The sequence below is a fragment of the Haladaptatus litoreus genome (assembly GCF_900156425.1).
GTDB classification, from domain to species: domain Archaea; phylum Halobacteriota; class Halobacteria; order Halobacteriales; family Haladaptataceae; genus Haladaptatus; species Haladaptatus litoreus.
This window is the reverse complement of record NZ_FTNO01000003.1, coordinates 348,657-364,104: the sequence shown is the minus strand read 5'-3', so window position 1 is coordinate 364,104 and position 15,448 is coordinate 348,657. Positions and strand designations below refer to the sequence as shown.

The 15,448-nt window shown below is 51.9% G+C and carries 12 protein-coding genes and 1 pseudogene; 6 read left to right on the top strand and 7 right to left on the bottom strand.

Annotated elements, in window-relative coordinates; all coding sequences use genetic code 11:
* Positions 1 to 32 precede the first annotated feature (32 nt).
* Entirely contained in the window at positions 33 to 569 is a 537-nt protein-coding gene (locus BW974_RS16190) for a DUF6790 family protein (protein ID WP_245800153.1), read from the bottom strand.
* A 582-nt stretch (positions 570 to 1,151) separates the two neighbouring features.
* Here BW974_RS16190 and BW974_RS16185 point away from each other — a divergent pair.
* The 3 genes from BW974_RS16185 to BW974_RS16170 all read left to right on the top strand — a co-directional run bounded on the left by BW974_RS16185 (position 1,152) and on the right by BW974_RS16170 (position 3,729).
* The gene (locus BW974_RS16185) at positions 1,152 to 1,346 is read left to right on the top strand and encodes a hypothetical protein (RefSeq protein WP_076431272.1); all 195 of its coding nucleotides are present in this window, start codon (positions 1,152 to 1,154) and stop codon (positions 1,344 to 1,346) included.
* A 156-nt stretch (positions 1,347 to 1,502) separates the two neighbouring features.
* Positions 1,503 to 1,790, top strand: a complete 288-nt coding sequence (locus BW974_RS16180) for a hypothetical protein (RefSeq protein ID WP_076431271.1) — start codon at positions 1,503 to 1,505, stop codon at positions 1,788 to 1,790.
* Positions 1,791 to 2,823: 1,033 nt separating this feature from the next.
* Entirely contained in the window at positions 2,824 to 3,729 is a 906-nt protein-coding gene (locus BW974_RS16170; RefSeq protein ID WP_076431269.1) for a phosphatase PAP2 family protein, read from the top strand.
* A 96-nt stretch (positions 3,730 to 3,825) separates the two neighbouring features.
* Here the strand turns inward: BW974_RS16170 and BW974_RS16165 are convergent, their stop codons facing one another.
* The 5 genes and pseudogenes from BW974_RS16165 to BW974_RS27210 all read right to left on the bottom strand — a co-directional run.
* Entirely contained in the window at positions 3,826 to 5,886 is a 2,061-nt protein-coding gene (locus tag BW974_RS16165) for a multicopper oxidase domain-containing protein (protein WP_084186338.1), read from the bottom strand.
* A gap of 1,039 nt (positions 5,887 to 6,925) precedes the next feature.
* On the bottom strand, positions 6,926 to 7,045 hold the full coding sequence (locus BW974_RS26585) for a thermonuclease family protein (protein WP_245800152.1): 120 nt from the start codon (positions 7,043 to 7,045) through the stop codon (positions 6,926 to 6,928).
* Positions 7,046 to 7,524: 479 nt separating this feature from the next.
* The gene (locus tag BW974_RS16150) at positions 7,525 to 8,556 is read right to left on the bottom strand and encodes a DUF7972 family membrane protein (protein ID WP_076431267.1); all 1,032 of its coding nucleotides are present in this window, start codon (positions 8,554 to 8,556) and stop codon (positions 7,525 to 7,527) included.
* 336 nt (positions 8,557 to 8,892) lie between these two features.
* Positions 8,893 to 10,077, bottom strand: coding sequence for an AI-2E family transporter (locus BW974_RS16145; protein WP_245800151.1), 1,185 nt, complete (start codon positions 10,075 to 10,077; stop codon positions 8,893 to 8,895).
* Positions 10,078 to 10,174: 97 nt separating this feature from the next.
* Positions 10,175 to 10,486: pseudogene (locus BW974_RS27210) on the bottom strand (sodium-independent anion transporter); the annotation flags it as partial.
* A 148-nt stretch (positions 10,487 to 10,634) separates the two neighbouring features.
* Between BW974_RS27210 and BW974_RS16135 the strand changes: the two are divergent.
* On the top strand, positions 10,635 to 11,033 hold the full coding sequence (locus BW974_RS16135) for a DUF5518 domain-containing protein (protein ID WP_076431265.1): 399 nt from the start codon (positions 10,635 to 10,637) through the stop codon (positions 11,031 to 11,033).
* 1,461 nt (positions 11,034 to 12,494) lie between these two features.
* On the opposite strand, the gene BW974_RS16120 is transcribed toward BW974_RS16135, so the two are convergent.
* Positions 12,495 to 12,905, bottom strand: a complete 411-nt coding sequence (locus BW974_RS16120) for a CopG family ribbon-helix-helix protein (protein WP_076431262.1) — start codon at positions 12,903 to 12,905, stop codon at positions 12,495 to 12,497.
* Between the two features lie 101 nt (positions 12,906 to 13,006).
* Between BW974_RS16120 and BW974_RS16115 the strand changes: the two genes are divergently transcribed.
* Positions 13,007 to 14,032 carry a sulfite exporter TauE/SafE family protein gene (locus BW974_RS16115; protein WP_076431261.1) on the top strand — a complete coding sequence of 342 codons (1,026 nt, stop codon included), beginning with the start codon at positions 13,007 to 13,009 and terminating at the stop codon, positions 14,030 to 14,032.
* Positions 14,033 to 14,125: 93 nt separating this feature from the next.
* Positions 14,126 to 15,379 carry an MFS transporter gene (locus tag BW974_RS16110; protein WP_076431260.1) on the top strand — a complete coding sequence of 418 codons (1,254 nt, stop codon included), beginning with the start codon at positions 14,126 to 14,128 and terminating at the stop codon, positions 15,377 to 15,379.
* Positions 15,380 to 15,448: the final 69 nt, after the last annotated feature.

The following is a 15,448-nucleotide window of genomic DNA, read 5'->3' as shown; positions in this document are numbered from 1 at the left end:
GCACCCCTGTCGAATGATTGAAATCACACCGCTCAAAGAAAATAGAGAGTCAGTAACATGAGCAAAACGAGCGAAGTAAGGACATCCGTCCACAGAATTGCCCCAGCGTTTCCGGGACTTCTATTCTGTGTCTCTCGGATATCTTTCACGTGGACAATGGCGGCCCCAAGCATGAACACAGAGATACCGATCGCCGTTGCGATCCAGAACCCACCTCGAAACCAGAGACAGAGAATGCCCAGCACTCCGAAAGCGAGATTACCGAACGCGACTTCTTTTTGGAACGGGTTATCCGCCGGCCAGCCGATGAACGCGGCTATCTCGTCAGATCTAAAGTAATGGCCTAAAAAGGCCCAGATCCCCTGTATGCCAACAACTATCACTAAAAACGCGAGTAAGAACGCCTCCACTGCTGGGGTATCCAAAAGAAGAACTTGAGCAATTCCAGCAAGAATACCTCCTGCAGGAAACAATAGTGGGCTATAATCGCCAACTGTTCGGTCGGTGCGCGGTCGACCAGCAACTGATGCTTCGGTTTCGTGTGTGGATGAGCGTCCCCTGTGAGCCATGTTATTCCCCTCCCTCTGGATTCCCGGCCAGATTGACTAGAAACTACGCTTTGGGATCTAATAAGTGTGTCAGAGCGCGATTGTTCGGAGTAGAGTCAGTTTCTACCGGATAAGAGCGATTAGTTACATCCATAATAGAATGCAATCCAACCCAATAAGTGCTATAATCTGCGCGCTATTATTTGGCGTAAGCAGCCGATGAGGGAAGCCAGGTTTGGAGGCGATTGTTTGGTTGCACGAATGCTTGGAGGAAAATCAGTGTGCAATTTCACGGAGTTCGGTAGAATTGCACAGCGACTGTTTTTTCAACTATAGAATAATCTAACACTGTCGCTTTGGCGGAAATGTAGGTGTGGGAAATTCGTCCATTGCCGCCTTAATCCATAAGCGGAAGTAGAGGGCACCCGGGACCCCCGAATCAATCTATGCGCAACGCTTTCTCACCCCGAACTGGTAGGTGATCTGAGAGGATTGTAACGAACGGTTCGCACACTCTCGGCACTCGAAGGTCGTCAAACAGCCTGAGAACTTCAGCTGTGGCAACTGCGGTGGGGCGCTGCGTGTCGAAGAGATTTACGGCGAATGACAGGCGAACGCTGCCCGACGTGTGACCAAATGGTGATGGCGACGGTGGTTCGTGCCCCGACGGCGATCACGATCTACCCATGTGGCCACGAGATCGACCACATGTCGGAGTTGATCGACGTTCCGGCCCTTGATCCATTGTCGCCCGGTGAGTGGCTCACGGCGTTTCTCGCCGCCGCTGACGACACCTAACCTCCTGGCGCTCCGGCCCTCCCTCAGTCTTTCATTCGTTTGTTTTTCGAACGGGACAGACGCTAACGTAGGTTAGTAGATCATACTAACGATGTATGTATTCACTTCCAGTTTGGCTGGCAATTCTTTACAGTGTGTTCTCGCGAAGCGTCTAGTATGCTCCGGGAGACGGCCCTCTTCGATGCGCTCCATAGTGAACTTGCAATTGCCCTGGAGGAGACACGGGACGATGAGATCGATGCGGATCGGGTTGCGGCGCGACTGCTTGAAAATGATGGGGCTAGACGGCTGTTGATCGGCATCATCGAGGGTGCAATAGCGGTCGATCTTATCGTGCGTCGCTCTGTGCGGACAATTCTTTTTCACAGTAAGTTAGTAGAAATGCGGGATGGACAGCATGTAACGATAGATTATAGTCTCTTAGCAACAATCTTAGTCCTGTAGAACCAGAAAGTATGGGATATCTCCGGCATGCAGCATGGTATTTAGCAGAGAGTGGGTCAGCAACTGCAGTTGTACTCGTGCTGTTTGGAGGACTCCAATACACTGCATCGTTAGACCTTGGACTCATCACCCTAGTGGTGTTAGCGGTGGTGAACGTACTGCTTCTCTTCCGCCGAATTGATTTACTGATGGACGAGCTGCTTGAACGACGATCTTACCGATTGTCTCGATAACCATGCCGTCTGCATTATTTTCTCGCTGATCATTGGCGTGTCCGCATAACATTTACCATAATGCATTCTATAATTATATAGATAAGTAGATTGTAAGGTTTGATTTCTTAGAATGACTACCAATCTCGCTACAAGAAACCCATTCGTAGTGGTTGTCCCCATGCAGAGATTACCCAAAGACCAACCAGAATTGAGAAGACACCGCCGACACGATAGAGGAAGACACCCGTTTCGTTCAAGCTGGATTCAGGTGTGACTGAGACAGGGTGGCGGAGGTTGAACAGCAATTGTGGGCGGATAATGCTCAGGATACCAAAACCGATGGCAAATAAGCCGACGAAGAGACTAAGCATACTCTAATAAAGAGATAAACATATATAATGTTTTATGGTATCTGTTGTAAGAGGGCTCGCTACTCGTCCTATCCGTTCTATTCTTTACCCATTTTTCTAGATGGTCATTCAATTTGCTCGTTCCACTCGCTTCACTAAATTAAATATAATAGCAGAATAAATGGGAAATAGACTGTTTTCAGATACTTCGCCCCCTTTCAAGATGCGTGATTGGTTTGGTAACCAAAGTAGAACGTGCGACGGCGGCGAGATCAATTTTCGAAAATCGGTGGTTTTGGGTAGTTTACTTCCTGTGGGCAGTATAAGCGGCAGTGGAAGACGGAAAGTCACTATCCTCGGGGAAGTAGAATTTATGGATCAGTCTTGCCTAGTTCCACGTGTACAGACATGCAACCGAGGTTAATTGCCGGACTTACAGGACGAGATATCTGAGGTAGAGAGTGGGGAATGAATATCTTCATAGTTGGATATGGAATTATTCTTCCTGGCCTGCTAGGTAGCCAGGCACCCTGGGTAGTCATTCTCTTGTTCGCATTAATCACTCAGCTGGGTGATGTCTGGTTCCTTTTTCTCCTTAGTGGTGTTCTGTATGTCGGCGGTGAATACGTCCCATACATGGGAATCGACCGCCGTCGAGGGGTGTTCATTATTGGGCTTGTACTCACGTATGTCGCGCTTATTGGGGTTCTAAAGAGTGTATTGCTGCTCCCACGACCACCTGGAGCGACTGACCCGCCCCCACTCCGATGGATTCCGTCGATATTCGCGGATCTGTTCATCATTATTACGACCGCTAAAGGACCCGGATTTCCGAGTGGGCATGCACTGGGGGCGACGATGGTCTGGGGTGGCCTGGCACTCGTCATAGATCGTGGATCATACCGAGTGCGGTTCGGTATCGCTGGAGTAGTCGTTACACTCGTCTCACTGTCACGACTCGTCCTCGGCGTCCATTACTTCGTCGATGTCCTCGCTGGTATTATCCTTGGAATAGTCGTCCTCGGGATCCTCTACTGGCTGGCCGAGAATGAAACTCACCCGGAACGGGTACTACTTACTGCGGTTGTGATTGGAAGCGTCGGATTGTTCGTGAACCTGACGTTCGAAAGTGTGGTCGCCATTGGAGGGGCAGTTGGCGGCTGGATCGTCTGGCGAACTGCTGCTGAAGCGATCCCAAACCAGCCATCAACTAGACGAGAAGTCATCGTTGCACTCTTCGTGGGTGTGATTGCTACTGGAATCTTCGGTGCAGTGTACATCCTTGACGTACCGTATCTCTTCACGTTTCTTGGCACAGCAATCGCTGTCGGAACGGCTGTCGGGGCACCAATCATCAGTAAATGGCTGAGCTGAGGGTGAAACGGAGTAAACAGCATCTTAGAATCGGACAGGGCCAGTAGCCAGAGCCCCTCTCATCGAGAGAAAGAAGAATGCTACTTCGAAGATTCGTTAGCCGAACAGTGCCATCCGACCGAGGGCAATCGCGTCCTGGGTCGTCAATTCACCATCACCATTCGCATCCAGTGCGGCAACTTGCTCGTCAGAGAGCTCGAGATAGCCGTTCTCGTATGCCCACGCAACCTGGCCAAGGGCGATCGCATCCTCGATGTCGAATTCATCATCACCGTTGACGTCCTCATATAGATCGTCGCCATCGAGATCCTGTGGCGGACCAATCTTGAACAAGGTTCGTCCACCCTTTTTCGCCACCAGTGGATCGGGGAAGAGATTATTGCCATCTTCTCGCGGTAGCACTTCATACGGACGCATCATTTCGTGATCCTCGTGTTCGAGGATGTGACAGTGCCATGGGTACTCACCAGTGAAGTCCTTGAACAGCCCTTTGAACTTCCCGAAGTGCGCGATGACCTGTGTCACATAGCCGGGATCGGCATCGATGGTATCTTTCCATCCACGGTTGTTCGCAGCTGGTGGTTCAAGCTCTCCCGTGTAGTAGTCGCTGATTGGACCGACACTGCCGCTCTCTCGATCTGCATTGTATTGATCGACGTCGAACGGCCGGCGACCCAATACTTGGAACTGCACGAGATGCAGGTGGATGGGGTGTGTATCGACGGTGGTGTTGATTAGGTCCCAAATTTCCGTCGTGCCTACCTTGGGATCTTCAGTAATGGGAGCATCCCAATTCAACCCATTTGGATGTTCTCGCGTTCCCAACAGGAGTTTGAGTCGATCGTACTCGTCTACGCCTTCAACGAGGGGCAGTTCACGTTCCTCAACGGCTTTGTCTGGGTTGATTTCCGGAACACGAGCAAGCCGTTTGGGAATGCGGCTCCGGTCGCGCTTGCATCGCTTGTTCTTTTCTTGGACATCGAACAGCATGATCTCCGGAAGCGGCTGCACGTCGTCGGGATCCTCGCCAGCCACACCACTGAACGGTGATGGTGCGTTGTTATGCAGAAGCAGCGACTGGCCTTCGTACTTGGAGAAGTCGATGATGATGTCAGCTCGGAACGCAGGTCCGAGAAGCAATCGATCGCTAATCTCGACTGGTTTCTCGAGGAAGCCACCATCACTGCCGATCTGGGTCATCGTCGGACCAGGATCGCCGATCGTCTGCGTTTCCTCGTCGTACTGGAAGAGCTTGAGGTTGAAGAATCGGCTGTTACCCCCAGCGAGCATTCGGAAGCGGTATTTACGTGGTTCGACCGTGAGTCGCGGCCAGGCTTTCCCGTTCACAACCGATGTGTCACCAAAGAACTCGGGGACAACGCTCGGATCGGGGTTCGGCTCACCCTCATCCTCCTCGGGTCCACTCGGGTAGAACAGCGAGCCATCGTCGTTGAACGTTCGGTCCTGGAAAACGAGGGGGATTTCGTACTCACCTTTAGGAAGATCCAAGGCGCGTTCGTGCTTCCCACGAATGAAGTAAAAGCCTGCGAGGCCCGCGTAGACATTCAATCGAGTAATCCCAAGCGCGTGGTCGTGATACCAGAGTGAGGTGGATGGCTGTTCATTGGCATACCAGTACGTCTTTTTCTCGAAGGTTGGACCAACTTCCTCGAAGTTTTGCGTAAACCAGGCTTCCGGACCACCATCACTCTCGGGTTCGACGTTCGCCCCGTGGAGGTGTGTAACCGTGCGCACGTCCGGGACATCTGGCCCGGTGCCGTGGAGCGTCTCGTCGACCGGCAACAAGTGCTCCTCTGGAAGGTTGTTCTTCCACTTGACGTAGACGTCTTCACCACGCTTGGTTTCGATTGTCGGACCAGGATACTGTCCTTCGTAGCCCCATACAGTCGTGGGTGGCAGGTCGCGGTGGAGTTGTTGTTCCACCTGCCGCATGTCCACTTCGTAATAGGACTTCCCCTTTTTGCGGCCATCCGGTTTCAGAACGCTTGGACGTGGCACTTCGTCCACCCATTTTTCGAGTTCGGGTGAAGTTTGGTTTACGTCAGCGACTTGCGTCGGCACGTTCCCGAGTGCGCCATTGGAGGCCTCCGCGAGCCCGGCCTTGCCAAGTAGTCCTGTGGCGCCGAGTGCGCCCATTCCGTGGAGGACTGAGCGTCGGGAAGTTGTTCGATCGTTTGATTCAGCATCGTTTGTAGATTTTTCTTCTTGTGCACCGGATTGGTTTCGCGTCATTACATACCGAGAATAGCGAGAAACCTCATTTGTTATACACTCCCTGAATAGCGCGAAATTATGGTAATGACTAATTAAAATATAAATGGACTCCATCCTTTGAAATGACCTTGACAACCATTAACATACACCGAATATATGATGAGCTAGGACACAAAGAAGTGAAATGAACGGGGATGGATTCGAACCACCAAGGCCGTTTGGCCACCACCAAACAGAGAACCAATCCGGTGCAAGTCAGATCCAGATCTCGTATTTGGTGGTACTCATACCAGCGAGCAACCCGTTCGTGGTGATACTATGAATGAGAGCAAGCGGACAAGGTGTGAATGGGCAACCTGTTTGGGAAGTCTGCGGTCGAATGTCGTCTTCGTCGATTCATACCTTATCCTGTGTATGGTTTTTCGACTCCTTCCCTAATTGTTATAGAGACCTTGACTGGACAATAGGCAAATCACTGTCACTACACTGTTTGCTCGACAGTTACTGAATCAATCCAATTGTAGATATTCGTCGTTTGGCCACGTTTATCAGTAATTGTTGACGCCGTATAAACATAAACGGAAGTATACAAATTCGATGTGTTTGCCAGACTCTCTTTGTTCTGCTTAGTGCAACAGGCAGCAGTAGGTAGTCAAAGCTGGTTACACCAGTAAACTAGTGAACGCCATGCTATTGATGGTTATCGACGAGTGTTCGGAGGTGGGTAGCACCACGGATGAGGATTCGTATTGTCCCGACATTCACCCCAATCATCGCACCAACCAAGACGGTTTGTTTGACGACGTCATAGAGGGGAAGTAGTCCCACCTGGGCACAAATATGCAGTATTACTGCTGTGATCCAAATCAAATATACCCAGATGAGAAGACGATAACGTAAATACACAATTTAGTAATAGATTTTTTACAAAATAAATATTTTCATACCATCATCTCCTGAGTCATGCATTCGTGTTCCAAAGGCCGTATCCACCTTGCTTAGCCTCCTGTTGCTTTCGCTTAAACTCTGCTCGCTTGCTGAACTGGCCGTCTGCCACCCGTGCATAGCCCGACCGGAGCAACTGGGTGTTGTAGAGCCAATTGCCGGTAAAGACATACGCCTGTAGTGTCCGTCACTGTCACTCGCGATCTTTGGATCAGTGACGACGGTCACAACACTGTAATCTAACTGTGATTTGGTCGTCTGCAACTCCCGTTTGTGGACTGTTCCGCTCTCAGGCACCGTCAGACCAATCAGATCAACGGTTTGGGTTTTACCGTCGTGTTCGATTGTGTCGGTTGTGGGATCAACGATTTTGGTCACGTGTTCCCAGTTCGCCCACGAAGTCCCCATAGCTCACCGTAATGCAATCATAGACAAACCGCTTTCTTTCGGTGAATCCCATTCGTGGAGCAGTTGGCTCACCGAGGTCGCTATCAACAAATAAATCAGGATCATATGAACCGTATCAGCCTCAAGTAGACAGCCGAAATCCGCGATAGAAATGCACATTCACGGAGCGTACCACGGTATAATCGGAAAGTATCGTATAAGTTCCATTTAATTCTCAAGGTCGATATCATCGCCACGGTCCGATTCGTGCAGGATAAACGGTCCGATCGCACTCGTCCGCTTCGCAATCGTCGCGATTCGCAGGACAATAGAGGTCAGCACAAAAAATGGGACGATAGAGATAGCTGAGGACGCACTAACGACCCAGATGATATTTGCGACGCCGAGGGTCACGCCCGGAAACGAGGTCGGTGCCAGATAGAGTAGTGTCACAATCGCGACGGCTAATGCAGGAAATGCGGTAATCAGAATCGATCGGATGAGGCGGACGAGTTCCCACTGAAAGTAGAGTGCTTTGAAATGCTCGCGTGTCGGACCGAAAAACATGAGCACGTCGATTAATTCATCGAATGCACTTCGTTCCTCATCGTCGAGACTGTCTTCGTACTCCGATCGGAGCCATAGGGCACCGTACAGCTTCCACGAATGGTTATAGTTCATGGCTGTGCGTAAGAGATCGAATTCACCGAACTCGGTGTCCGCCAGCTGCTCTTCGACCTCGATAGCATTTTCGATGAGAGCCGCAGTGAATTGATCGACCTGGTCACGTAGTTCGTCATCGTTGTTCTCTGCAAGAACGTCTTCGAGCGCCTCGGCACGACCTTTGCTTGTCAGAATAAGCTGACGGAGAAATGCCGCGGGATCAGGAAGCCCGATGGACCCGATCAAACTAGTGATGTCTTGACGAAACTCTACGGTAGCCTTCATTCGTTCCCGCTGACTTTTTAGCGATCCGAGTTCCTGTGAGAGGACTAGCTGACCGATGGTGACGACGAGCGTCACACCGGTGATGAGCGACGCGATGAATGCCTGGAATGCAATCCCAACTTGATTTGTGTTGCTCATGACCGAGCGAAACGATGAGGGGCCAACTGTCCCAGCAACGACGAGGATAACGAACAGACCAAGCGTGAGCATGCCAGTAATTACCCACCGATCCCCATCAAGGAGAAACCAAAATCGAATTCGGGACTCATCCATTCGCCCGACCATTGATTCGTCCTCGTCTGCGTCGTTCATGATGACATATATGTCATCTACAGTGAAAAGGACGCCTGCTGAAACATAATCTTCCTCTCGAAGAGGCAGGTTTCGTGCTTCGCCGAGCGCGGCGACCTACCCATTTCCACTTCGAGTTATAGAATCAAGCGATAGTAAACCTGGTCCACTTGTACATAAGAGGTGAATTAGTTGAAATCGAACCAGTGCTCCGTGTTGCATTAGGCAGAACTAGGAGAGTCCAACAAGCGTATTTGGTGTGTGACTATATTTATAATTTTGCCAGTGGTTGAGTTGATACCACAGTGACAGCTTAAAAACTCTATTCAGAGAGAGTGACAATCAGATTCCCCGCAATCACCGGCCACCGTCAGTGGCTTCGCCACTCCTCGTCATGTCGTCGAAATCATCATCCGTCTCCTGAACAGTCGTCGGCTCGATGTCGACTCGGGATCTCGATTCCTCGCCACGAAGTCCTGGGACGACGACCTGGAAGAATTGGACGACGATGACCATCAGAAGCGGGCCGAGGAAGATGCCGTACCAGCCAAACAGGATCGGGCCGAGCAGATAGGCGAACATAACGAGCGAGAGGTGGAACATTTTCCCGGAGAGGTACGGACGGATGTAGGTTCGAACAATGTTATCGAACGCCAGCGTCATGAACAAGAAGAACACGAGCGGGTACCAGAGGGCGGTTGGATTCTGTTGAATCGCTTCCACTGCGAGGACGGCAGCGATCGCAAGATAGATGACGGATCGACCGACTAATGGCACGAGCGTAAAGATGCCAGTGATGACCGCCAGTAGTATTGTCACTGGAATGAGAAGGCTTCCTGGCGCGAAGAAATTGAACACGTTGTAGATAATGGCGGTCAGTATCATGATGACGAAGATGGTCAACGTGTAGCCGAAATAGATGGAGTTGAGTCCTTCATCGACTGCCGCAAGGAAATCAATAGATAGCGCATCATCTCCGAGAATCTGCTCTCTACCCCACTGAGCGAGGCGCTCGTCATTGACTAGGAGGAAAAAGCCCAGCAATAGCGACAGGAACATCATGAAAACACTTGATGCAGCGGCACCGACGAAGGCTTGTGCACCCGTGAGTGCTGATTGCACCGAAGGGTCTTCAAGCGTCTTAGTTGCCGTGTTGAGCAGTTGATTTGGGTCGTTCGGGATCGTCCCGACATTAATCGGCAATTGCTGCAGGAGTTGTGTGGCTGCATTCGAGGCTGCAAAAGCGGCTAGCTGGCTGATCGCGATCGAGAGGAACACTCCCAGGAAAAGAACAATTGGCACGACAATAAGAAGCAGCGAGATTGCGGCCGAGAGATTTTCTCTCCTAATTCGAGTATTAAGACGTCGGTTTATCGGACGTGCGACGTAGTAGATGAATAATCCGAACACAACCCACGGCAAGAACGTGAACGCGACAGCAGCGATGATTCCGAACACGATCAAACCGGCTATCCACCATTTCAAACCTGGTCGCACGATACGGATTTGTGTCACTTCTGATCTCTCCCCACCCATTGCCATACCATGTCATAGGTTGCCGATCGAGTTAGCGTTGCCGCCGATAGTCATCGCCCCCTTGAGCAAGAAACGAATCCTACAATTACAATGAGTCATTCTGCTACTGTAACTCATCATAAGAACCACTGATGTATGAGAAGTCTCGTTCTCGAAACGAATATAGCGAATAGATAACTTCGTGGATATCGCCGAGCGGCTCGTCTAAGGACGCAGCCTCAAACATTTCCAATACTTGCTCGTTCACCCCGCCCAAACGGAGGTCGATTCCACGAAGCTTGAGGGTACGATGCAGGCCTTCGAACATTTCTCCCGACGCGAGATCCACCACGGGTGAAGATGACAGGTCGAAGACGATGAGGTCGATCGGAGTTTCGTGCCCCTCAGCTCCCTCCAGGAGGTCGCCCTGAACGCTGTTCGTGTTCGCGTCGTGCCTCCCCGCAAAGCCGTTGGGTTAGCAATGACGGCATGGTACTGATATAAAGAGCAAAACGAGAATCACGAACAAGACAGATTTTATTATAGAATAGTTATCACTTATGCCCACCTACTTCTAGCTGATCATGGAGATTAACTGGAGAGCTGTGCTTGACGGATTTCTGACCGCATTCATCCTTGGACTACTCGTCGTCTGGTTTGTCCCGGTTTCGGCGATGTCGGGACTGATTCAGGCGCTCCCTGGCCTCATCGGCGGGTTCGTCGCCGGATACATGGTTAGTGGTGTCGGACGTGGCGCTGTGCACGGTGGACTCGCCACGGTCATTGGAGCCGTCGTCCTCCTCATCGTGTGGGCAGTGTTCGGTGCCTTGTTCGCCGGCCTGTTCCCGGCATTCACAGGACTCGCACTTGGCCTGCTGGTTCTGGTCGTCCAGGCGATTCCCGGGGCCATCGCTGGTGCCATCGGTGGGTGGGTGAAAGGTCGCCGCACCACGACCCGTGAGGCTGCTGGAACCACTCGCTGACGGGCAACAACCAGCCATTACCGGCTTTTTTCACCGAGATTCCATCGAAATTCGAGGAGTTCATCAATTCCGAACCGGGGATGCTGTTTTATCTCGGTCCAGAGCTCGTCCGAAGTATCAGCAAGAAGAAAGTGCTGGCAACTCCCTCTGTTGAGACATTCAAATACGCTGATGGTGGTATCCTGATTAATACGACCATGGAACCGGCGCACGGCCCCTCAAAAACAGACGAAGCGATGGCGTACTGGGACGAGCTTCACCTAGCAGAATAATCGAGCAGACATTTCGATATAGTTATTTGTTATTTTTCGTAGTTCGAAATGAATCAGTTGCAGTGTGTTGGCGCGTTCGTCTGGGCAGTGAACGATGGGTTTATGATTTGCTTACCGACGGGAGGAAGTCCTTCTCGACGTTGCCGTGATGACCGAGAATTTTAGTATCGTGTCCCTGGACTAGCACAGGGCTCCAGACCATACACAATTTCAACCTTTCTTGCGGGAGTGACGATTACATGCGCATCGAAACAGAATCCGTCGGCATCCGTCCGGTCAACTTTGTCTGTCCCGAACTCAATTTTCGACTGTGAGTGGCTCGAGTTCACGGTACCGACGAGGGTATACAGCCCCTGTTTCGGTTCCCATGGTTCATCAATGGTGAGTTCCTGACCGTATACCTCAGCCGCGTCCAGCGTTTTTGTCGTTTGATAAATACGGGTGCCGTCTCGTCGGACTTCGACATGGGCAGAATGCGGTTCTGGATGCCGATTCACGACTTGTACATTCGCAAGCGGTGGGAGATAGTCTGACCCCTCTGACTCGGAAGAAAAGAACGAACACCCAGGGAGCGTAAGTACTGTGCCGACAGTCCCGGTTCTAAGGACGGTTCTCCGGCGATAGCTCTGTTCCATGCAAAGATAACCTCTAGAGAAATTATAAAAATGATTGAACCGATGATAGCCGGTGGTTTGGTGGAACACAGGTTTCGCGCGTGGCCGAAGGCCCCATGCAACCGGGTTGAAAGATTAGTATGCACTACTAACTTCGATCTGCTTCACCCACTTCTGCTTATACTGCCCACAGGAAGTCAACCACCCAAAAACACCGATTTTGGAAAATCGACCTCGCCGCCGTCGCACGTTCTACTTCGGTTATGGAATCAATCACGCATCTTGAAACGCGTCGAAATCCTAGTAAGTAGATAGTTTTCCCCCCGATTGTTCAGAACAGCCGAATTCGATCATTGAAATCGACGACAGTTGGCACGCTCCATATGTACCACGAAATGTATAGTTATCAACTCGAAGGTACCCGAGGGAAGTCAACTACTACTTACGAGGTTAATGGAAATACTTCCGCTTCCTCTCGGAGCCAAAAGTACCGTCCATATTGGGGGTAGTATTCCCGATCAATCGCTGAATGAGCGTTAGCGAGCATCAGCATATCCGCTTGTAACGCCTTCGACTCAGGTTATCGAATTCGTGTCAGGTGCAGGCTGGAGAAACATGACATTCACCCGGCCAACGGCATCAAAGTCCCGGAGTTGGTAGACCAACTTACGAATGCGGTCTGCTGACCCAGTGCAGAAAATAGTCTCTAAACACCACTCACCGTGATGCATATGTTGCATTGTTCCGATTATGTCCTCGAATTCGTGCTGAACCGTATGGAGTTCACCGATAACGAGGGTGTGTTCGTAGTCGAATGCGACGACTGCGATAGCATCTCCCTCGATATCTTCGAATTGCGTATGGCGCTCGATGTATTCTTGCATCGCTTCCCGGACGGCTCGGGAGCGCGATTCCATGTCTTCTGCTTCCCACGTCTCATCGAATGAGTCCAGTACTTCTTGCGGGATGTTGAGGCTTGTTCGCATACACTGACTTGCGGTGAGCGATACTTAGACCTCATTATTACGTTCGCCCGAATTCGGTCATAACAATCCCTAACTACGGGGATTGCCTGTATTCAACACGAATGTTACACACGGAAGCCTTTGGGCTGCTGGTCGGTGCTATCGCACTTGGGGCGTTTCATGGAATCGAACCCGGTCACGGATGGCCCGTTGCTGCGGCGTATGCACTTGACCAGACGAACAAGTGGCTCTCCGGCTTCGCCGCCAGTTTCATTCTCGGTGTCGGCCACCTCATCAGTAGTCTAGTGATGGTGGCTATCTTCTTCTATGCGAAATCCTACTTCAGTCTCACCCAAGTCAACGAACCGATTCCAATCGACCTGTTCTCAACGACCATCTACATCGGTGGGCCAGTCAGCCTCGTTGCTGGTGTCCTCCTCATCCTCCTCGGCATCCGCGAGTACTACGGTGGCCACTCCCACGGCACGAATCATTCGCACGGCGACGACTCACACACTCACAACTCACACCCCCACGACGAGGATGCGCACACGGATCATTCCCACGGTCACGACCACGACGGCCACACGCACGCTCACGGAGAGCAGACGCACAACCACGACCTTGATCACGGTGATGGTCACGACCATGACCGTCTCGATCTCCGCTGTCAGACGACTGTTCAGCTGCACAAGCACGACGAGTCGTCACACAACCACATGGCTCATCACGACGACCACACACACGACCACGAAGGGCACGCACAGGAGAGCGAGGGGCTGCTCGCTCGAATCAAAGGCGTACTCCCGTTCGTCGGCGGGCATTCGCACGACCATTCTCACGGGGATCTGGACGAGGCTGCCGAGCGGGGGCTCTTCGGCATCGCGTGGTTCGCGTTCGTTCTCGGCTTTGCTCACGAAGAGGAGTTCGAGATCATTGCGATGTGTGCCGGATCGAACCATTGTCTCGAATTGATGAGTGCCTACGCCATTACCGTCATCGCTGGCATCGTCGGCCTGACGATGCTGTTAATTGCTGGTTACCACAGCTACGAGGAGAAAGTCGAACGATACACGCCGTACTTGCCCGTGTTCTCGGCGGTAGTCCTCATTATTATGGGTTTTGGCTTTATCACCGGGCTCTTCTAGACAGACTCAGTTTTCCGTGCCGTTGAGTTATTACGATCTCCCAGAATCGAAATAACGGAACATAATTGAGAGCTTCTCATCAAATCCCCTCCAATGAGTATGCTCTCCCAAAGTCGCTGGTTGGATTCTGCGCGTGGAAGCGTTCTGAAATACTATCTCTACAAAGCGACCAAGGCGGTCGAATTCTATCGGCCGATCATGTATCTCTTCTTTCTCGCACAGGGACTCGACTTCACCCAGATTGCGATCCTCGAAGCGATCTACAACCTAACGACGCTGTTCGGTGAGATTCCGACCGGGTACATCGGCGACCGCGTCGGACGCCGGATGAGCCTCCTCATCGGGACCGTCCTGATCTCGGTGACGCTCCTCGGTATCGGGCTCGCCGGGTCGTTTCTCACGCTGGCAGTCCTCTACGCCTGCTGGTCGGCTGGCTACAACTTCCGATCGGGCAGTGAAGATGCGTGGCTCTACGATACGCTCACTGACGACCTCTCCGAGAGCGAGTTCGCTCACGTTCGCGGACGAGGCGAATCCGCCGCGCTCGCAGTCGGGGGCGGTGCAGCAATCATTGGTGGGTATCTCGGCAGTATCGACCTCTCGTATCCGTGGTTCGTGGCGGCCGCCGTCACCGGTTTCGGAGCCGTGGTACTACTCACGATGGACGAACCAGAGACGTATGAGGAGACTGACACCGACGACTTGAGTATGCGCAGAACTGTTGAAATCGTCAGAGACGCACTCTCACGGCGGAATCTCCGGTCATTCATCCTCTACTACTACGTCCTGTACGCTGCGGTCACGTACCTTGTGTTCGTGTTCCTCCAACCCATCTTCCAGACCGTCATCGTTGACCTCGGTGTGTCTCAATCACAGGTCAAATCGCTGTTGGGGTGGTTCTACGCTGGATACAGCCTCTTCGGGGCCGTCCTCAGCTATTACACGGGTGCCATCAAGAAGCATATCGGCATGCGGACGTGGTTCCTCGTCCTCCCATTCGTCGTTGGAGCGGCACTGGTCGGGATGTACTTCGTCCCGATCCTTGCACTCCCGACGTTCTTGGTTGCCCGAGGGCTGTCTGATGTGACGCGGTCGTTTGCCGGGCAGTACGTCAACGACCAGATTGACACCCTTGGTCGAGCGACCGTGCTAAGTGCGATGGCGATGGTCAGCGGGTTAGCTGTCGTGCCATTCCAACTTGGGAGTGGTGTTATCTCCGACTCCGTTTCGCCCCTGTTCGCGCTAGCTGTTGGCGGTGTGGTCCTCGTCATTGGATCCGGAACGATTCTGCTATGGGAGGTGCCAGTCGCAGATAGTGCTTCGAGTTTAGCGGACCAAAGTGCGTAGAGTCCGTCTTCAGCGAATGGGAATGACCTCCAGCATCAGTGCAAGGCCGTCGACACGTAGTGAGATGCT